Origin of the sequence: uncultured Maribacter sp. (genome assembly GCF_947500985.1) — a bacterium.
Taxonomy (GTDB): Bacteria; Bacteroidota; Bacteroidia; order Flavobacteriales; family Flavobacteriaceae; genus Maribacter.
On record NZ_CANMTX010000012.1, the window covers coordinates 44,730 to 65,363 of the forward strand.

Below are 20,634 nucleotides of genomic sequence, written 5' to 3' on the forward strand. Positions count from 1 at the left end.
TTAATAGCTTAAAAATGGTTATCCAGCAAAATCTCTTGCTATTTAAAACTCTTTTTATTTATCTTTTCAATGCAAACATAAACTTCCACTACCTTGAAACAATTCTACGTCTACGCCATTTTACTTTTAGTATATACAACCTCTTGTAAAGACGATAAGTCATCAGAAGAAATCAAAGAACTACCAAAAATTGCTATTGCCGGTTTAGGTATTGAAAGTAGCACCTTCTCACCTGCCCTTTCTACCGAAGAGGCTTTTCACGCAAAAGTGGGCGATTCGGTTTTCTCCAGATACCCATTTTTACAACCAGATTCTTTAAACAGAAATAGAGCGGAATGGGTACCAACTCTTGTAGGTAAGTCTTTACCTGGCGGAACTGTAACCCGCGATGCTTATGAGTCTTTGGTAACTAAAAGTTTAAACCTACTGGAGGAAAATAAGCCATATGACGGACTCTTCTTTGACATACACGGTGCAATGAGCGTTGTTGGTCTAGATGACCCTGAAGGTGATTTTATAGTACGTATTCGTGAAGTTATTGGTGATGATGTATTAATTTCTACGTCGATGGATTTGCACGGTAATGTATCTGAACGTTTAGCTGAAAATACCGATTTAATTACCTGTTATAGAATGGCGCCACATGAAGATGCTATTGAATCTAAAAAGAGAGCGGTTACCAATTTAATAGATAGATTAGAAAGCGGCAAAGGAAAACCTACTTATAAAGCTTGGGTTCCTGTTCCTATACTTTTACCCGGAGAAAAAACAAGTACACGTATAGAACCTGGTAAAAGTCTTTATGCCATAGTACCAACGGTTGCCGATCAAGACGGCGTAATTGATGCAGCCATTTGGATCGGTTATGCTTGGGCAGATGAGCCACGTAACCATGCAGTTGTAATGGTTACAGGCGATGATAAGGAAAAGGTTGAAAAAGGTGCAGAGAAATTAGCTCAAAGTTTTTGGGATGTACGTAATGAATTTGAATTTGTAGCGCCAACCACAACCCTGGAGGAAAGCTTAAAACTTGCTTTGGCAAGTGATAAAAAACCCTATATGATAAGCGATATGGGCGATAACCCTACCGCTGGTGGTGCCGGTGATGTTACGTGGACTTTAAAAGAATTATTAGCAAGACCTGAATTTACATCTAAAAACGGAAAGGCTTTAATCTATGCTTCTATACCCGGACCAGAATTCGTAGAAAAAGCACTAGAAATTGGTGTTGGCGGGAAAATTCAAGCGGAAGCTGGTGCCGCCGTAGATCATAGATTTGCCGGACCTTTATTACTGGACGGAACGATTAAAGCCATAAAAGAAGGTGATGTAAATGCGGAAGTTGAAGTGGTCGTTAAGGTTGGAAATATTGATGTGATTGTTACTAAAAAACGGAAACCTTATCACCACTTAAGTGATTTTACCAATTTAGGATTAGACCCGAAAAATTCTGATGTTGTTGTCGTAAAAATTGGCTACCTAGTTCCTGAGTTGTACGATATACGTGGTGATTGGACCATGGCGCTTACTCCCGGAGGAGTGGACCAAGATCTTAACCGTTTAGGGTATAAAAGAATTAAAAGACCTATGTTTCCTTTAGATAGTACTATGACGCAACCAGATTTAAAAGTAAGATGGATTCCTGCAGCTGATGCTAAATAACTTAGATAAATAACTTATGTTTGTTCAATATGTCTAGTAAAAAATGGCGAAAAATTATAGGTTACCTTTTTATATTTAGTATTGGAATAGCTACGCTTCTTGTAATAATTCTTTTGATAGGAAGCTTTTTGTAAAATATAAATTTTGAAAATCATTCAGCAAGTATTATGTAATAGGCTATTGAATCTAGGATAGAAAGAAAATCAGCTTGGATATTTATTATCACCTTATGCTTAATTTCAATTTTGTTCTAATGAACGATACAGATCCATTTAAATACATTATGCTCGTTTCAATAATTATGAGTTTAATAATATATTACTTGCTTTATAGAAAAGGAATAGTAACCTCCCGCATTGGGGATCTTGAAAATAGATTGTTAATTGGAATATTATTAATACCTGTATTATATGTGATTAATTTTTTATTTGATTGGTTTTGGCAAAGGCTAAATTAATTGCAATGAATAGTTTTTATTAAAATTAGTATTAAACCGTAATCGCTTTGTTCAAATAACGCCTAAACGGAAGCATTTCTTTATAGGCGTTTATTAATTCATCATCAAAAGAAGCCTTGTTGGTTTCCTTTGTGGAAAACTCTTGGAATACGGCAAAAGTCTTATTTTTGAGTAATTCTATATGTTTATGATCTTTATCAAAACCTTTAGGTGCGTTGGTTAATTTGGCATCTTCGTATAGATTACCGAAACGAGTTTTGAAAGATTTTTTATTCAATATTTTTACAAAGTCCTCACCGTCGTAATCAATAGCATCACGAACACTTCGTAATACTTTTGACTCAGGTCTCCATAATCCACCAGCGAAAATGCAACGTTCAATTCCCAACTCAAAATAGAAATCTGCCGTCTTAGGTTTTTTGTCAAATCCCGCTCCAAAATGGTCTTTATATACCGGTTTGTTTGGATGAAACATCAGATTATTATTAATACGGTTGATTCCTTTTTTACCGGGAGTATCATAGTATTCGTCATCAATATCAGATAATCTAGTATTCATACTATTAAGCCAATCGATATATTCATCACGAACTTGGTGGTACCATTTACGATTGGCATCCATCCATTCCTTTGAATTGTTTTTCTGTAATTCTTTAAGAAATTCTATTAGGTTGTTGAAACTCATATGCTACAAGTTCAAACTCAAGTATCAATTTCAACTACAAAGCTTATGTATTTGAGCTTGATACTTGAACTTGAGTTATATTTTATTTTTAAAATCGATTATCTCCACCAACAATGTCACCAAGTGTACCTAGAATACTACCTTCTCCTTTATCTTTTCCTCCTCTTGGTATAGATGCTAGAACTCTACCTGCCAAACGACTAAATGGTAAAGACTGAATGTAGACAGTACCTGGCCCGCGAAGAGTTGCGAAGAATAAACCTTCACCACCGAAAACGGTATTTCGTATTCCGCCAACAAACTCTATATCATAGTCCACATCTTTTGTAAAACCAACGATACAACCGGTATCTACTTTTAATACTTCACCAGGACCTAATGTCTTTTTAGCTAAAGTTCCACCAGCGTGTATGAAAGACATTCCGTCACCTTCTAATTTTTGCATGATAAAACCTTCACCACCAAAAAGACCGCGGCCTAATTTCTTTGAAAACTCTATACCTACAGATACTCCCTGAGCTGCACATAAAAAGGCATCTTTCTGGCATATAAAACGACCGCCCATTTCAGAAAGGTCAATTGGTAGAATTTTACCTGGATACGGAGAAGCAAAACTCACTTTCTTTTTACCCTGACCTATGTTTAAAAATGCAGTCATGAACAGACTCTCGCCCGTGAGCATACGTTTACCTGCAGAGAAAATTTTCCCTAAAACACTATTATCTTGATTGCTACCATCACCAAAAATGGTGTTCATTTTAACATCGGTATTCATCATCATAAAGCTACCAGCTTCGGCAACAACTGCTTCTTGTGGGTCTAGCTCTATTTCAACGTATTGCATTTCTTCTCCAAAAATCTCGTAATCTATTTCGTGTGCGTTCATGTGTATTTTGTTTTTGATTGATGCTTATTAGTTGCAGGAAGTAGACGTTTTGTTACATCAAATCAATTATTTTTTGAAAGGGATTTCAAAAACTGTTCTGCCTTTTGCGACCCAATAAGATATTTCTCTCCATTTTCAAGTGTAAAAGCGACTCCTTCTTTACCCTTTACATTATAGACGGTACCGTACTTTTTAGTTTTTCTAATACCATAACCTACAAAATCATAATTGGTTATTTGATAATCCATTATATCATTAAAACCGATCACTTTTTTAAAAAATAACAGATGACGAATTTTAATATAATTGTTTATTACTACAACCTTAAGTTTAGATAGTGCCAAAAATAAAATGGTAAGTATGTAAATTAGTACTAATACAAATTGAAACATAGATACTCTTGCCGATATCCATGACATGCTCACATTTCCTGAAACACCAGGAGTGTAACCGCCAGATACATATAGAATACTACTTATAATATTAAAAGCTGCTAAAATTATAGGCGCAAGGATAATCAACCACAACCACCATTGTGTAAATTTTTGTGTTTCCTTAAACCGTATTACTTCTTTCATTGTGACTATTTTTTCTTCTTCAATCTTAACGTCCACTCAAACTTAAAGGTACTTACCACTACTCCATCGGTATTTACTCCAACAGATTTCATCCAAACGGTTTGTCCTTCTCCGGTAGCAATCGTTTTATCTAAAGCTTCTTTAATTAAGTGTCCGTCTTCACAACTAAATGTAATTCTACCTGTTGCTTTCTTTGAAAAGTTTGCGGTGTTGTTCGCTACCAACATGGAGATTTTCTTTCCTGTCGCTTCAATTTGATCTATCATTAAAGCCCCAGTTGTCAACTCTGCTGCCATACCTTGAACAGCCCAAAACATAGAGTTAAACGGATTCTGGTTAAACCATCTGTGCTTTACCGTTACTACTGACCTGTTTTTATCTATTTCTCTTAAACGTACCCCACACCACCATGCAGACGGTAGTTTAAAAAATGAGAACATATTGATTTTACTAGGTGTTACCGCCATTTTATCTAAATATTTTTATAAAAATAACTATTATTCGCAGCATACTAAAATGTTAATTTATTGTTAAATATTAGTACTATGTGTTACATAGTACCTTTTTTTAGACATATATTTGCATAGGAAGTTAATAGGTAATCAAAGTAATTGGCTTTTACATAGTATTATAATCAATCATCATCACCAACGAATCAATCATGACAGAATCAGTAACAAAACACGAAAGAAACCTCTCTGCATTAATACATGCAAGTACGTTCTCTAAATTCTTTTTTCCGTTCGGGAACTTCATCATTCCTCTAGTTTTATGGACGGCAAGTAAAAAAGAATATGAATTTGTAGATCATAACGGTAAACAAGCGCTGAATTTTCAAATTAGTATACTCCTCTACTCTATTCTAGTAGGTATGGTTAGCATCCCTTTTTTCTTAGGTGGCTTTCTTCCTAATATTTTCGATTTTGATCATTTCAGCTTTTCAAATATTCACAGTTTCAATAACATCAATTTTAATTTTGATTCTGATGACTTTTTTGGTCCGTGGATGATACCTGTAGCATTACTTGGCTTGGCACAATCAGCCTTATTTATTATCAATATCGTTTATACCATATTAGCTACTATAAAAACAAATGAAGGTGAAGTTTTTGAATATCCTTTCACTATAAAATTTATAAAATAGAATCATCAGTTTACATTATATATCGGGTATTCATCACACCTTTAAGAGTTTATTAATCAATCAAAAAATCAATCAGGATGTTTATTCATCAAACAAAAAACGAACAGTTAACCTATGCAGACAACAGACACAATGGAGCAATCCCCTCCGAAAGCGGGACTGCATAAAAAGCAAAAAGAGATTATGAATGTAGAAAATACGAAAGCACAAATGCGCAAAGGGGTTTTGGAGTATTGTATCCTGTCCATTTTAAATGGGCATGATAAATATGCTTCTGAAATCTTAGGAACGCTAAAAGATGCAAAAATGCTTGTAGTGGAAGGTACTATCTATCCGCTACTGACCAGATTAAAGAATGCGGGTCTTCTAAACTACCGTTGGGAAGAATCTACTTCTGGACCGCCACGAAAATACTACACCCTAACCGAGACCGGTAAACTTTTTCTTAAAGAATTAGATACCACTTGGGACGAATTAAGAAAAGCCACCAACCTGGTAACCAACTCAAAAAACAGCTAATCATGAACAAAACAGTAAATATAAATTTAGCAAACATGCTCTTCCATATAGACGAAGAGGCATACAATATAATGCGTAGGTATTTAGAATCTGTAAAACGTTCTTTTGCCAACACACCGGGTAGCGATGAAATCATTGCAGATATAGAAGCTCGCATAGCCGAACTTTTTCATGATAAATTAGAGAATGAAAGACAGGTAATTACTCAAAAAGAAGTAGATGAAGTTATCGCCATTATGGGGCAACCTGAAGATTACATGGTCGATGAAGACATCTTTGAAGATGAGCCTAGAGCCAAAACTGCTTCAGCCAAAGAAAGAGTAAAAAAGCTATATAGAGATACTGAAAAGAAATATGTTGCCGGTGTATCTTCTGGTTTAGCACATTACTTCGGTATTGATCCGTTATGGATTCGCTTACTTTGGATTTTCTTGACCATTTTCACTTGGGGCGGATTCATCTTTATATACGGTTTACTTTGGATCCTAATTCCTGAAGCTAGAACTACGGCTCAAAAATTAGATATGAGCGGTGAGACTGTAAATATCAGTAATATTGAGCGTAAGGTTAAAGAGGGTTTTGATGACGTAGCGGATCGTGTAAAAAGTGTTGACTATGAAAAAGTAGGTGACACCGTCAAAAAAGGAGGTAAAACGATTTTTGACACCTTTGGTGATATCGTAATGTTCCTTTTCAAAATCTTCGGCAAATTCATTGGTATACTATTAGTTATCATTGGTGCCGCTACATTAATAGGACTCTTTGTTGGCATGTTTACGGTTGGTATTTTAGATATCATTCATGTACCTGGTATTGATTTCTATAATGTAGTTAACTCTACCAACCTACCAATTTGGGTAGTATCGTTATTGGCATTTTTTGCCATCGGTATTCCGTTTTTCTTCTTAATGTACTTAGGATTAAAAATATTGGTAAATAACTTAAAGTCAATTGGTACAGTTGCTAAATTCTCTTTATTAGGATTATGGCTGATCTCAATTATATGTTTGGTCGTCTTTGGTATTAGAGAAGCTGCAGCACATGCATATACAGGTAGTACTTCTGTAGAAAGTGAAATTACTTCTATCATGCCTTCAGATACTTTAAATATTAGGTTAGTGTCTACCGATGAGTACGATTATGAAAAGGATATGCATATGGGCGATACCTTTATTTCTTATGACGAAGCCGGTAATAAAGTATTGGTTTCAGATGATGTTAGATTCCGTATTCGTAAGTCTAAAGACACCTTGGTTCGTGTTCAAATCAGAAAGGAAGCTGACGGACCATCTAATAGAGAAGCAAAAGATATTGCTAGCCAAATAATTTATGAATATGAAGTAAACGGTAATACCATCTCTTTTGATGATTACTTGACCACACAGGGTCCTAAGTTTAAAGATCAAGAGGTACGTGTTAATATATTCTTACCAGTAGGTACCATTTTAACCTATGACCAAACAAATTCTAGAGATTGGATTACGACCGTAAATACCGATAGAGATGTTGAAGGTCTAGAAGGCTATATCTGGAAAATGACGAAAAGCGGAGAGCTTGAATGTCTAGACTGTCCTGATTTTATTGAAATGGAAGATGAAGATGATTCTGGTTCTAATCGCATCAATATCAATGAAAATGGCATCGATATCAACATTAATGATAATGGCGATAAAGGTAAAATCATTATCAACGAAAACGGAATTGACATTGACGTAAATGATAACGGAGAATCGTTTAAAATGAAGTTAGATGAGAATGGCGTAAAAGTTAATACCAACGATAGTATCAACTAATTACAGTTCAGGCATCTTAAACAACAGTTCAGTATTTATAAATAGAAAAGGAGTTAAAAAACAATCATTTTTACATCATCATAAAATAATAATCAATCAAAAAACGAACAATCATGACAACATTAGTAAGAATAACAGTAGCACTCGTATTAGCCCTATTACTTTCATCTTGTGGCTTTGATATTAACTTTGGAGATTTTGGTTCTGGAGAAAAAGGCAACGGCGTAGTCGTTGAAGAAACCAGAGAAATTACCGGAGAATTTACAGAAGTATCAGCTTCTGAAGGTTTAGAGGTATTTGTTACTCAAGGCGCAGACCTTGATATCGCAGTTGAAGCAGATGAAAATATCATTGACTTAATTGGAACGGATATTAAAAACGGAAAATTAAAAATTCACTGTATCGAAAACATTGGCCGTTCTACTAAAAAGATATATGTAACCATGCCAGACGTGACTGGACTTTATGCTTCAAGCGGTTCTCATTTAACTACTGAAAATAAAATTCAATCAGATAAATTAGAAGTCGATGCAAGTAGCGGTGCCATTATTAATGCTAATGTACACGTTACGAATATGGATATTGATGCCAGTAGCGGTGCAAACATTTCTTTAGAAGGTATTGCCAAAGAAGTATATGTTGACGCTAGTAGCGGCGCAAATATTAAGGCGAATGACTTAACTACTTTAGTGGCTACTGCAGATGCCAGTAGTGGTGCAAATATAAGTATTGATGTTACCGACGACTTAACAGCAGAAGCTTCTAGTGGTGGTAACATATCTTACAAAGGTGACCCATCGGTTCAAAAGAACAAATCGGTTTCTGGTAGCGTGCACAAATATTAAAAATCACATCAATCAATTCAACTTTAAAACCCACTGAAATATCAGTGGGTTTTCATTTTTTAGTCTATACCTAATCTGTATATTAGTGGTATGCAAGTAGACCTTAAAAAATATACATTACCATTAAAGCACACCTTTAGCATCTCAAGAGAATCTCATGATTTTCAAGATACTATGATTGCTTCTTTAACTTTAGACGGAAAAACAGGATATGGAGAGGCTACCTCTAATCCGTATTACAAAATTACTACACAGAGTATGATGGCAGAAATTAATGCCATTTCTCCTGAAATTCAAGAATTTGAATTTACAAAGCCAGAAGTTTTTCATGCCTTTTTAGTGAGTAAAGGGTTATCTAATTTTGCTATTTGCGCTTTAGACTTGGCTGCTCATGACCTTTATGGCAAATTACTTGGTAAGCCGCTATATGAGATTTGGGGTACCAGTATTAAAGAATACCCTACTACAAATTACACTATTGGTATCGCTTCCATTGAAGTTATGTTAGCTAAAATGCAGGAGATGCCCTGGCCTATTTATAAAATTAAACTAGGTACTAGTGATGATGTTGCTATTGTTCGCGAATTAAGAAAACATACAGATGCTATTTTTAGAATAGATGCCAATTGTGCTTGGACCGCTACAGAAACTATTCACAATGCCCCTCTTTTAAAAGAGTTGGGAGTGGAATTTTTAGAACAACCATTAAAAGCTGATGATTGGTCTGGCATGGAAGAGGTTATGCACCATAGTGTTTTACCTGTAATTGCCGATGAAAGCTGTATTGTAGAAAGTGATGTAGAAAAATGTGCATTACATTTTAGTGGTATTAATATTAAATTGACCAAGTGTGGCGGACTCACCCCTGCCCTACGTATGATAAAAAAGGCTAAAGAATTAGGAATAAGTGTTATGGTGGGCTGTATGACCGAATCTACCGTAGGCATTTCAGCTATTGCGCAGTTGATTCCGCAATTAGATTATGTGGATATGGATGGTGCTTTGTTATTAAAAAGTGATATTGCAACGGGAGTACATATTGAACCTGACGGAAAAGTTATCTTCCCAAAACTAGCCGGTAGCGGTGTTCAACTATTAGATTAATGTTTACTATTGATGAATTTCCCGATAGAACTATTGCCATTAACGGTAAGGAATACCTATACTTTGGTGGCACTTCATATTTAGGATTACAAACTGATGCCGAGTTTCAATCGTTGTTCATCAATAATATTAAAAAATACGGTACGGCTTACAGTGCTTCTCGTAAATCTAATATTAGAATATCGATTTTTGATGAAGTAGATGCCCATTTAGCTGAAATAATTGGCAGTGAAACTTGTGTAACTATGTCGTCTGGTTATCTGGCTGGTCAGTTGGTGTGCAACTATTTCAGTCAGCCCGATTACCAATTATACTATGCGCCAAACACGCATTCTGCCTTATATAGAAATCATCAAGAAATATTTCAAAGCTGGAACGAGCTTGAAAATGCAATCAACCTTAATTCTAACAAAACACCCGTACTCTTTTTAGATAGTATCGATTTTCACGGCGATAATTATCCGGAGTACAACTTCCTTAAAAACCTAGTACTGAAAGATATAATTCTAGTCGTAGATGATTCTCACGGGATAGGAATTACTGGAGAAAATGGTGGAGGTAGTTTCAAATTTTTACAATCACTGGCACCGAAAGAACTTTTGGTTTCTTGCTCTTTAGGTAAAGGTTTTGGTATTCAAGCCGGAGCAATATTTAGCAGTAATAATATGATTAATGCGCTAAAAAATACGCAGTTTTTTGGTGGTGCAAGTCCCGCAACACCTGCTTCTTTAGCAACATTAAGAGATGCTAGTTCGCTTATAGCAACTAAAAGAATGCAATTGGCAAATAATATGGATCTATTCTTGAAAAACGTATCAAATAGGTCTCTATTTGTCTACGCCGAGGGGCATCCGACCTTTAATTTTCAAAATGAAATCCTTGCCAATTATCTAGAAGATAACGGTATTATAGTGACCAATTTTAGATATCCAACAGAAAATGATTCCCTCATGAGTCGTTTAGTTTTAAGCGCTTCTCACACCAATGAAGACATCTTGAAAATTTGCACTATTCTCAATTCAAACTCTTCAAATCTGTAGTAATTACTATAATTACTTAAATACCATTAGGTTATTCGTAATTATAGTGTATTTTTTTTGTTAAATTCTAATATTTAATTCGTATCTTTTTACTACACATTCAACCCTTTTATTAACTAACACCTTATCACTATGAAAAAAACTATAGGATTGGTATTGTTGATGCTGATATTGGTATCGGCCGCCTCAACAAATTCCATCAACGAAAATTACATGCATACCATTCAAGGTACATGGGAACTGGAAAGCTTTTATAATTATGACGGACAAGAAGTAATTGATACCATACCAACTGCCGATGGGTATAGACAGGTTAAAATGTACTATAACGGTAAGATTATGTGGTCTAGATATGTGCCAGTAGATAAAGTTGGCAGATTCGGCTATGGCACTTATAATCTTAAAGATGACAAACTAATGGAAACGCTAGAATATGGCGATAATGAAATGATTCAAGCTATGGATACCATGCGAATTTTCACTTTTGAGCTTCAACTTAACGACGATAGATTCAGTCAAATAAGTTTAGATGAAGAAGGCAACAGAACATTCTCTGAAAACTACGTAAGAATAGATTAACTTAATACATTCAACAAATAAAAGAGCCCATTCTAACGAATGGGCTCTTTTATATTTTAAACTATTCTATACACTAGTACTTATCTGCAATTGCTTCTTCTACAGAACCAATTGATGCTAAGTAACGCTCTGCATCTAATGCTGCCATACAACCTGAGCCAGCAGCTGTAACCGCTTGTCTATACTCTTTATCTTGAGCATCTCCACTAGCGAATACACCTGGTAAATTAGTTTTGGTAGACTTACCTTTTGTAATAAGGTAACCCGTTTCATCCATATCTAACTGACCTTTAAATATATCAGTATTCGGTTTGTGCCCAATGGCTATAAATATGCCAGTAATGGCAATTTCTTCTTTCTTACCTGTTTGGTTATTTACCATACGCAATCCTTCAACAACTTGGTCACCCAAAACTTCATCTACTTCTGTATTGTAGCGTACTTCAATATTTTTAAGGCTGTGAACCCTATGCTGCATTGCTTTTGACGCTCTCATTTCGTCTTTACGAACCAACATAGTCACTTTATTACAAATATTAGCTAAATACGAAGCTTCTTCTGCTGCTGTATCACCTGCACCAACGATTGCTACATCCTGTCCTTTATAGAAAAAGCCATCACAAACCGCACAAGCAGAAACTCCGCCGCCACGTAAACGTTGCTCACTAGGAATATTTAAATATTTAGCAGATGCACCTGTAGAAATTATAATAGTTTCAGCTTCTATTTGCTTTTCACCATCGGCAACTACTTTATGAATACCTCCTTTTTCTTTTGAAAACTCAACTGAAGTTATCATACCAATTCTAACTTCGGTACCAAAACGTTCAGCTTGTTGTTGTAATTGTACCATCATCGTAGGTCCGTCAATACCTTCTGGGTATCCTGGAAAATTATCTACTTCAGTCGTGGTGGTCAATTGACCCCCTGGCTCCATACCTGTATACATAACAGGTTTTAAATCTGCACGGGCAGCATAAATAGCTGCTGTATACCCTGCAGGACCAGATCCTATAATTAATGTTTTTACACGTTCTATTTTATCAGACATAATATCAAGTGGTTCTATTAAATTCTCTACTACAAAAGTAGGTTTTTGAGCTAAAAACTTACAATATAGTTATCAAAAGTTTTTATACGAATATTAGCTATGAAGATAACTATTTACTATTTTTCGCCTGTTTTTCTAACTTTTTGTTCAAATTAAATTGAAGAAAAATGAACTTTCCCCCATTCTTTACGTATGTATAGTAGAACTTATATTATTATCGAATGAAAACCTTTAAATGCGCTATCATAGAAGATTCTAGCACGCAGCGAAAACTTCTTGAGCAAATTATTGACAAAAATAAAAGCTTAAAGCTATTACATTCTTCTAGTGCGAGTACTGAAAGCTTAGTAGAGGTAAATGCCTTGAAGATAGATTTCTTATTTCTTGATATTGAAATGCCCGCAATGAACGGATTCGAGTTTTTAGCCGGACTAACAATTCATCCGCAGGTAATTATTACTAGTCAGAATAAGAAATATGCCCTTAACGCTTTTGAGTTTAATGTGACGCACTTTCTTTTAAAGCCTTTTAGCAATACTAGGTTTGAAGCTGCTATTACGAAAGCAATTGATAAGGCGAAATCGATAAAAAAGAAACAACCCGAAAGCAAATTAGTAGTAAAGCACAATCTTAAGCAGGTGGAACTTAATATGCACGGCATATTATATGTTGAAGCTTTGGGCGACTATGTAAAGGTGGTCACTGAAGAACGCAACTACATTATTCTCTCTACCATGAATGCTTTTAATAAAAGACTTGGCTCTGAGAATTTTATACGAATTCATAAATCGTATATCGTTAATTTAAAAATGGTAGAGCGCTATAACCACGAATTCATTGAAATTAAGAATAAGAAAATTCCGATTAGCCGAGCCAAAATAGTTGAACTCGACCAGCTTTTAAATTGCCTAGATTAAGATTATAGCTTTACTCTTTTTCTAACATATCTGATGTAGCAACTGTTCTAAACCCGGTATGCTCTAAAGAAGAATCCATACTAGAACCCATTCTTGCCGATGCACGGTAACTAGCGCAATACGATGCATTGCATAAAAAAGAACCGCCTTTTATTACGCGTTCTTTCGCCAATGGATTATTTGGTGTAAACGGGCTTTCAGCTCCTTTAGGATTCACCAATACGGTATTTTTAGCCTTCGTTTCTTTATAGTAATTAGTATTATACCAATCGCTCGTCCATTCCCAAACATTACCTGCCATGTCATATAGACCATATGCATTTGGAGGATATGATTTCACCGGAGCACGCAACTCGAAGCCGTCCGCAATTGTATTTTCTACCGGAAACTCACCTTCCCAAGTATTTGCTTTTTCCTTTAATACAGATTCATCATCACCCCAATTATAGATGGTACCATAAGAACCTGCTCTAGATGCCAGCTCCCACTCCGCCTCTGTCGGTAAACGTCTATTTACCCATTCGCAATACGCCACTGCATCTTCATAAGACACTTGGACTACAGGGTAATTATCTTTGCCTTTAATGCTACTTTTAGGTCCGTTTGGGTGTTTCCAATCTGCACCAATCGTCCAGTTCCACCACTGAGAGAAATCATATAGATTTGGGACTGTTGATTTCGCTTTTTTAAATGTCAATGACCCTGGTTGTAATATAGAATCGTGTGGTTTTTCGGTACCTAGTGGTACTTGCTTTTTTAATTCTTCCCAATCTATTCCCTTTTCTGCAATTGTTATATATCCTGTAGCTTTTACAAATGCCGCAAATTGGGCATTGGTTACTTCTGTGGCATCCATAAAAAATCCGTCAACTGTTACATCAACTGCTGGTTTTTCGTGATCCATTGCCGCTTTATCAGTATCTACGGCACCTTGCTTAAAAGTCGCACCAGCAACCCAAACCATGCCATCTGGAGCAGTAACTCCGTCTGGTTTTTCGATTAATAAGGTATGCTCCACGACCTGTGCAGTTGCTTCAACCTTGTCTGCTATCTTTTCTTGGACTTTGTTTTCTTTGGATTCTAACTTGCAGTTTACCATTCCAAATATCAATAAACCCAAAACTAAAAACTGCACACTTTTATTCATGCTCTAAATATACTTTCTCTTCTTAAAATTCTACTCTAATAACAAGAATTTAACGAACGGATTAATTCTCTAAAACCTCAGTAATTAAACCTTTAAACATTAAAAGTCCCGTATCTATGAGCTCATCGGGGAAATCGTAGTCAGCATGATGTAAGGCAGGTTGATCTTCCCCAGCTCCTAAGCCAAAAATGGCACTTTTATATTTTGATGAAAACCATCCAAAATCTTCTCCAAATTTCAATGACCTCGGATGCTCAACTAACTCAATACTATTTTGATTCGCTACTTTCTCAATGAATGAAACACACTCTGTATTATTATCGGAAGCTGGGAAAAACTCAAACCAATCTATTTTCGCTTTTAATTGATGTGTATTGGAAATTTCATTTGCAGCTTGTTTTATTTTATCTTCTAAAGTGGACATTACTTCGCCGCTCCAAGTACGAATAGTATAATGTAATTCTACATTTTCGGGAGAAATACCGTAATTCTTCTCCCCTAAATCAATACAAATTGGGGTCAAAATAGCAAAATCACTACTATGAGCATTAGGTTTTTCAAACGTGGCAATTATTTGAATTAATTCTGCCACTGCCAACGCAGGATTGATTCCGTTTTCTGGCTCAGAAGCATGCGATTTCTTTCCTTTTAAATGAATACTGAAGCTTTGTACTGTAGCCGTAAAGAAACTTGATTTTACAATGATAGAATGCATTTTCTCACCTGGTAAATTGTGAAGCGCAAAAACATAATCTATATCAAGATTTAGAAACCTTTCATCTTCTAAGACCTTCGCTGCTCCTTCTCCTGTTTCTTCGGCAGGTTGAAAAAGTAAAACAACTTTTCCTTTTTTAAACTCAGCTTCTGACAACCAATTAGCTAATCCAGCTACTATAGTCATATGACCATCATGACCACATTTATGAGACACTCCGTAATTATCAGATTTATGCGCAAATGTATTCTCTTCAATTATCGGTAAGGCATCTAACTCGCAACGAATAGCAACCGTTGGTCCATTTTTATCAAATTCATATACAACCGCTACCCCTGCCCCACCAATGCCGCTTATAATAGCGGTAGGACTATATTGTTTTACAAATTCAATAATACAGTTTGTTGTAGCATTTTCTTTACCTGAAAGCTCAGGGTTTTGGTGTAGTTGTTTTCTAAGTTGAACCAAAGTCTCATTCATAGATTTAAATATACTTATTATAACCAATAATAATGTTTATAAGAGGCTAGTATATTCAATAAGAAAAAATGTTTTTTGATATTTTTTTCGAGACTGAAAAATTAGGTTTTCACCGTTCTTACAATTCAAAAATGTCATTGATTCTTCCTATTTTAAAACCTTTATCAAGAACGATTTGGGTTTCTTCACTATTGGGATTCAATAACGGATTTGTATGATTGAAATGAATAAAAACTATCTTACCTTTTTCTTTATCATTCAACCCTTTAAACTTCTCTAAACTTTCAACAACAAAGGGATGCGGAATTTCACTGATATCTCTATTATTAATTTCCTTTCCACTATAAAAAGTGGCGTCTAAAAATGCATAATCTACCTTATGTATTTCTTCAACAATATCTTTTTCCCACTTTTCCCATTTATCGATATCAGGAATAAACAGTGCACTTTTATTCGGACCTTGAATATGATACCCTACCGTTTCTGAATACTCATCTCTGTGCGGTACTAAAAATGGTGTTACCATAATTTCTTGCGACAGCTCAACGGCATTTTGATGAACCATTGCATTAAGAACAGCATTTTCTCTTTTTACAAGCTGATCCCATGGTCCATTGTGTAGAAGAAATTCCTCCATTTTAGGCATTGCATAAATTGGAGTCCCGTTGGCATCCATAGCCTCTTTGCCCAAATACATTAAACCTGTGTAATGCCCAATGTGGGCATGAGTCAGAAAAATACCATCTACTACTTCATTATCGCTTTTTGGTTCATATTGGGTAAGCATTTTCATTTGTTGGGCAATATCTGGAGTAGCATCAAAAAGATAGGTTTTCTGATTGTCGGTATCTATTACACCTAATGACACAACCTTTCTCTGAGCATCTGGATTCTCAAATAAATCAGCGCAACATTCTTTTTTACAACCAATTTGTGGAGAACCAGCATCTTGAACGTTACCTAGAATTACGATAGAAGTATTTTCAACAACATGACTTTGTTCTTGTTGCAAAGATTGTTTGGTTGTTGATTTATTAGAACAAGAGAGGACTATTAATAGGATAAAAACTAAAGTGTACTTATTCATTTTTTTATTAAAATCTACCAGCTAGTTAAAGCTTTTGTTGCAATATTTTCCGAAATCAGCTTAGACTATAAAAGTAATGTACAAGTTAGCATATACTGATAGAATAATTATAAAATTAAATACTTCTTTAAGCTCATCTTTGAAAATGTAATGCCGATTTAATACTCTTCTAATGCTTGTAAATAAAGCATTTTGAAACTGTTACTAGAAAATGGATTCTGACTGGTTACCAAATTTCTATCCTTTACCGCAAAATTTGCTTTCGGTAAACCGCTTTTATATTTTAGACCTAGTTTCTTCAATTGTCTGGCAATTTTTCTATTTGTAGGTTTACCTTTCATTATAAATTTTTCAATAACAAATTCTTCTGTGGGAGAAACGGAATTGACCTTGTAGCCTATATAAGGGTTTACATCCTTTGGTATAGTAAGTAGTAAGCTTGGAGCGTGACAAATGAGTCCCGTAGGTCTATTGTCTTTTGCAAATTGCTTCAGTAAAATTGGTATATGCGCATCATACATCAAATCCACCATTAATCCTTGACCACCAGGTATGAGCAACCCTATATAATCACTCTCATTTTCAATTGCCTTTTCAAGGGTTATAGGCTTGTTATAAGCACTGTCCTTTTTGACAAACGCTAAAGCTTCAGTCTTGACTTCTACCTGGTTCTTCCAGTATTTGTCGTTTAAACTTTCTTCATCAATCGTAGAAATGAGTCCGTTAGGTGTTGCAAACTCTACCCTATATCCTTGCGCAACTACAAATTTATAAGCCAAGTAAAACTCATTTAAAAAAACACCTGTTTGCCTCTTTTTCTGTCCATTATTAAACTCTAAAGTATCAGCTGCGCTTAGAACAAACAATACTTTTTTATTTTGTGAAGTGAGTGAAATACTAGCCATAAAAGTCATTATTAATATTAGTATTTTCATAAATCTATTTAGCTGCAATGATTTCTATTTCTATTAAACAATTAGGTGCTGTAGCGAGAAGTGGCACCGGTACTATGGTACTAGCCGGAAAATTTTTAACTCTCCATTCTTTAGATGCAGCATCAACTAACATTTCTTTTTTCTCTGGTGTAAAATCCACAATATAAACCGTCTGCTTTACTACATCATTTAATGATAATCCTGCAGCATTAAGAGCTGCTTTAACATTAACCACGGTTTTACTTACTTGCTCTTTAAAGTCTTTGGAAATTAATTTGCCGTCGCTATCTGAAGCCCATTGACCAGAAAAATAATAGTGTTCTTTTCCTTGTGGGATTTTTACAATATGTGAAAATCCGTTTTGCTGCGGATTAAATAATTCATTAGGATTGATAAAACTAATTTCTTCCTTTTCCATCGTATTCGCTTTTTGAGAGGTTACATTTTCTGATGCTGTACACGCTAACAAAACTGTTAGCAATAGAATAGAAACTATTCTTTGTGTCATATTTGTTATTTAAATGATGAAACAAAGTAAGTACACCCTTTATTGGAATACATTTACATATGTAAAGAAAATACGCCAAACTTATTTCTGACTTCGAATACGGCTAAGTTGCGTTGGGGTAATACCAAGGTAAGATGCAATTTGGTATTGAGGAATTAGTTGTTCTAATTGTGGATATTCTTTTTGAAATATCGCATATCGTTTATTGGCATCAAGTAGTACTATTTCTACTTCACGTTTTTCTTTGTCTACAAAATAGCCTTCTGCCATCTTTCTCAAAAGCCTTTCCAAATCTTGATGTTGATTTAATAGTGCAGTTATTCTTTTGTAGTTACCAATGAGCAATTCACAATCTGTAAGAGCTTGTTGATTTATTTTATTTGGTTGTTGACTTACCAATGAAGAATACCCTCCAACCATATTATTTTCAACAAAGAAGTGTTTGTTGTATTCTGAACCTTCATTATTTCGATAAAAGGCTCTAATGACACCCTTTTTAAGAAATCCAAATTTTGTAGCGATATCACCACTTTCAACAAAATAGTCGCCTTTTTTCAAAGAGTGCTCCCTAAAAACACTTTTCACCGCAAGCCAAGTATACTCTTCAATTGGTGAAATGGTATTAAAATAGGTGTGTAATTCTTTCAAATTTTGATGTTTTCAAAATTACCCCAACGTCTCCTATAAGAAATCTTAGGGCAGTTGATAAGCACTTCGTTTCGGTTTATTACTTAGCTAAATATAAATATTTTGCTTTTATCTTTTCTTCTATAAACGCCATATTTTATATTTAGCGGACTTTGTAAATATGCCCAAACTTTCGGTTAAGCCACAAATGCCCTATGTTTTTTATACACTGTTGTGCTTAGTGTTTTTCCTTGAATAATTCCTTTAAATGTTCCGAAATTTCTTGACATTCAGGAATATATATATTCGCAATAAAATTCTCGTTTTCATCCTTATATTTATCAAACATTCGAGAACGATTATTTTTCGAATGTGTCACATTTGCAATTCTATCGCAAAATTTAATAAATGATGCATTTTTAGTCTCTCTAATTCCTTTATAATATTTTTCATTTGCTCTTTCGGCTCTATTTCGGCCTTTTTCATTTGTTAAAGCGTAAGCAAGTTCAGCTATAGTTTCATTTGTTTCTTTTTTGACATCATTGTAAGTCTCCCTTGCATCTTCTATTATATCGTGAACCCAACATCCAGCAAATACATTTTCTTGTTCAGTTGGCTCAACTAAATGGATGAATTTTTTTGCTATTTCAAATACCATATTTAAATGAAAATCATAATCGTATTCGTCGTATTTATGATTTGCTTCTTTATGTTTTCGAATAGCGTATTCTTTTGTCTTTTCTAATTTTTTCATTAAATCTTTATGTTCTGTTTGGCATTAAGCACAACGGCTAGTATAAAAAACGTAGGGCAGGTGATAAGTACTTTCCTTTCGGTTTATTACTTAGCTAAATACAAATATTTTGCTTTTATCTTTTTTAGTATAAATACCAAGTTTTATATTTATCGGACTTTGTTAATATTCACAGAACTTTCGGCTTAGCACAAACGCCCTATGTTTTTTATACATTATTAGCTTTAGTGTTTTATTAAAATGATTCGTTTGCTTCTTAATATCAGTTTTGATTCAATGGTTAGATTTAAAGACTTCTTTGCCTGCTTTTAAAAAGTTATAAAATTCATCATTATCTAAATATTTTTCGAATATTACTTCTGGTATAAATTTTGAAGATAAATCTGAACGTGAATAATGGTATTTATAGTTATCAACTAATGAAGAACCAATATTGATGAAAATTGCATCTTCACAATCAACGATGAGATGGTGTTCATTATTAATAATAAATTGAGTTTTTATTTTTTTTGTATGTAAAATGCCACTATTAAAATTACCAAGAACAAAGTAATCAATTATTCCATCTTGGATATGAATTTCGCAATCACCTCCTTCTAACGTGTGTGCTTTAGTGTGTCCTGTAACAATTAAACCCGGATGATATTCACTTAGATTAATACGACCATTTACTGTTAAATTACCATTAACTATAATAATTTGAAATTCAAGATTTTTATCTACACAAAACTCTTCTATAAATTCAAAATCTAAGCTTTCATTTAGAATAATATCTCCTTCTAAATAAAGTATAGATTCATAATTTCCTTCTGCAATTTGTAATATTTTTTTTATTTCTTCACTTGAATTGTCTACTGTGATATTTTTATAGACATCTTTAAATTCTTCCATAAGTTTTTATTTAGGTCGTTTCAAGATTAAAGCTAACGTGATTGTATAAGATTAGTTGAGTGTTTTAAGTACTAAAGTTAGCAAATAAATCACAGATAGAAAGTCTGCGAGGACTTTCGTAAGTAGGCTTGCACTAGCAATTAATTTCATACGTTGTGCTTGTTGCACAAGTCCTTGATAAAAATACTGTTTTTGCTTAACTTTATTTATGCAAGGAAAAAAGGATTACC

At 34.5% G+C, this 20,634-nt stretch carries 22 protein-coding genes; 9 read left to right on the top strand and 13 right to left on the bottom strand.

What is annotated here, in order from left to right:
- Positions 1-117 precede the first annotated feature (117 nt).
- Complete coding sequence (locus Q0871_RS17645) at positions 118-1,662, top strand: M81 family metallopeptidase (protein WP_367275161.1); 1,545 nt, start codon at positions 118-120, stop codon at positions 1,660-1,662.
- A 488-nt stretch (positions 1,663-2,150) separates the two neighbouring features.
- On the opposite strand, the gene Q0871_RS17650 is transcribed toward Q0871_RS17645, so the two are convergent.
- From Q0871_RS17650 to Q0871_RS17665, 4 genes are all read right to left on the bottom strand, one after another.
- Complete coding sequence (locus Q0871_RS17650; RefSeq protein ID WP_299326069.1) at positions 2,151-2,804, bottom strand: DUF2461 domain-containing protein; 654 nt, start codon at positions 2,802-2,804, stop codon at positions 2,151-2,153.
- An 88-nt stretch (positions 2,805-2,892) separates the two neighbouring features.
- Complete coding sequence (locus Q0871_RS17655; protein WP_299326071.1) at positions 2,893-3,690, bottom strand: TIGR00266 family protein; 798 nt, start codon at positions 3,688-3,690, stop codon at positions 2,893-2,895.
- Between the two features lie 62 nt (positions 3,691-3,752).
- The gene (locus Q0871_RS17660) at positions 3,753-4,268 is read right to left on the bottom strand and encodes a hypothetical protein (protein WP_299326073.1); all 516 of its coding nucleotides are present in this window, start codon (positions 4,266-4,268) and stop codon (positions 3,753-3,755) included.
- A gap of 5 nt (positions 4,269-4,273) precedes the next feature.
- Positions 4,274-4,735 (bottom strand): DUF4442 domain-containing protein, encoded by a 462-nt coding sequence (locus Q0871_RS17665; RefSeq protein ID WP_299326075.1) that lies wholly within the window; start codon positions 4,733-4,735, stop codon positions 4,274-4,276.
- Between the two features lie 194 nt (positions 4,736-4,929).
- Here Q0871_RS17665 and Q0871_RS17670 point away from each other — a divergent pair, with 194 nt between their 5' ends.
- The 7 genes from Q0871_RS17670 (at position 4,930) to Q0871_RS17700 (ending at position 11,292) form a co-directional block, all read left to right on the top strand.
- Positions 4,930-5,412 carry a DUF4870 domain-containing protein gene (locus Q0871_RS17670; protein ID WP_073245173.1) on the top strand — a complete coding sequence of 161 codons (483 nt, stop codon included), beginning with the start codon at positions 4,930-4,932 and terminating at the stop codon, positions 5,410-5,412.
- A 183-nt stretch (positions 5,413-5,595) separates the two neighbouring features.
- Positions 5,596-5,931: a PadR family transcriptional regulator gene (locus Q0871_RS17675; RefSeq protein ID WP_073245975.1), complete on the top strand. Its 336-nt coding sequence runs from the start codon at positions 5,596-5,598 to the stop codon at positions 5,929-5,931.
- 2 nt (positions 5,932-5,933) lie between these two features.
- Positions 5,934-7,724: a PspC domain-containing protein gene (locus tag Q0871_RS17680; RefSeq protein WP_299326081.1), complete on the top strand. Its 1,791-nt coding sequence runs from the start codon at positions 5,934-5,936 to the stop codon at positions 7,722-7,724.
- A 113-nt stretch (positions 7,725-7,837) separates the two neighbouring features.
- Positions 7,838-8,569, top strand: coding sequence for a head GIN domain-containing protein (locus tag Q0871_RS17685; RefSeq protein ID WP_299326083.1), 732 nt, complete (start codon positions 7,838-7,840; stop codon positions 8,567-8,569).
- Between the two features lie 90 nt (positions 8,570-8,659).
- Positions 8,660-9,673 (top strand): dipeptide epimerase, encoded by a 1,014-nt coding sequence (locus Q0871_RS17690; protein ID WP_299326085.1) that lies wholly within the window; start codon positions 8,660-8,662, stop codon positions 9,671-9,673.
- On the top strand, positions 9,673-10,713 hold the full coding sequence (locus tag Q0871_RS17695; RefSeq protein WP_299326087.1) for an aminotransferase class I/II-fold pyridoxal phosphate-dependent enzyme: 1,041 nt from the start codon (positions 9,673-9,675) through the stop codon (positions 10,711-10,713). Before Q0871_RS17690 ends, Q0871_RS17695 begins: the two co-directional genes overlap by 1 nt.
- Before the next feature lie 132 nt (positions 10,714-10,845).
- Complete coding sequence (locus Q0871_RS17700) at positions 10,846-11,292, top strand: hypothetical protein (protein WP_299326089.1); 447 nt, start codon at positions 10,846-10,848, stop codon at positions 11,290-11,292.
- Positions 11,293-11,365: 73 nt separating this feature from the next.
- On the opposite strand, the gene trxB is transcribed toward Q0871_RS17700, so the two are convergent.
- Positions 11,366-12,343 (bottom strand): thioredoxin-disulfide reductase, encoded by a 978-nt coding sequence (gene trxB, locus Q0871_RS17705; RefSeq protein WP_299326091.1) that lies wholly within the window; start codon positions 12,341-12,343, stop codon positions 11,366-11,368.
- Between the two features lie 221 nt (positions 12,344-12,564).
- Here trxB and Q0871_RS17710 point away from each other — a divergent pair, with 221 nt between their 5' ends.
- The gene (locus Q0871_RS17710; RefSeq protein WP_299326093.1) at positions 12,565-13,260 is read left to right on the top strand and encodes a LytTR family DNA-binding domain-containing protein; all 696 of its coding nucleotides are present in this window, start codon (positions 12,565-12,567) and stop codon (positions 13,258-13,260) included.
- Positions 13,261-13,270: 10 nt separating this feature from the next.
- On the opposite strand, the gene Q0871_RS17715 is transcribed toward Q0871_RS17710, so the two are convergent.
- The 8 genes from Q0871_RS17715 to Q0871_RS17750 form a co-directional block, all read right to left on the bottom strand.
- Entirely contained in the window at positions 13,271-14,407 is a 1,137-nt protein-coding gene (locus tag Q0871_RS17715; protein ID WP_299326095.1) for a formylglycine-generating enzyme family protein, read from the bottom strand.
- 61 nt (positions 14,408-14,468) lie between these two features.
- Positions 14,469-15,602 carry an amidohydrolase gene (locus Q0871_RS17720; RefSeq protein ID WP_299326097.1) on the bottom strand — a complete coding sequence of 378 codons (1,134 nt, stop codon included), beginning with the start codon at positions 15,600-15,602 and terminating at the stop codon, positions 14,469-14,471.
- A gap of 118 nt (positions 15,603-15,720) precedes the next feature.
- Positions 15,721-16,689 carry an MBL fold metallo-hydrolase gene (locus Q0871_RS17725; RefSeq protein ID WP_299326099.1) on the bottom strand — a complete coding sequence of 323 codons (969 nt, stop codon included), beginning with the start codon at positions 16,687-16,689 and terminating at the stop codon, positions 15,721-15,723.
- A gap of 158 nt (positions 16,690-16,847) precedes the next feature.
- Positions 16,848-17,624, bottom strand: a complete 777-nt coding sequence (locus Q0871_RS17730; protein ID WP_299326101.1) for a DJ-1/PfpI family protein — start codon at positions 17,622-17,624, stop codon at positions 16,848-16,850.
- A gap of 4 nt (positions 17,625-17,628) precedes the next feature.
- Positions 17,629-18,132 carry a RidA family protein gene (locus Q0871_RS17735; RefSeq protein ID WP_299326103.1) on the bottom strand — a complete coding sequence of 168 codons (504 nt, stop codon included), beginning with the start codon at positions 18,130-18,132 and terminating at the stop codon, positions 17,629-17,631.
- An 81-nt stretch (positions 18,133-18,213) separates the two neighbouring features.
- Complete coding sequence (locus Q0871_RS17740; RefSeq protein WP_299326105.1) at positions 18,214-18,780, bottom strand: Crp/Fnr family transcriptional regulator; 567 nt, start codon at positions 18,778-18,780, stop codon at positions 18,214-18,216.
- Between the two features lie 217 nt (positions 18,781-18,997).
- Positions 18,998-19,513: a phosphohydrolase gene (locus Q0871_RS17745; RefSeq protein WP_299326107.1), complete on the bottom strand. Its 516-nt coding sequence runs from the start codon at positions 19,511-19,513 to the stop codon at positions 18,998-19,000.
- Positions 19,514-19,786: 273 nt separating this feature from the next.
- Positions 19,787-20,404, bottom strand: coding sequence for a hypothetical protein (locus tag Q0871_RS17750; RefSeq protein WP_299326108.1), 618 nt, complete (start codon positions 20,402-20,404; stop codon positions 19,787-19,789).
- Positions 20,405-20,634: the final 230 nt, after the last annotated feature.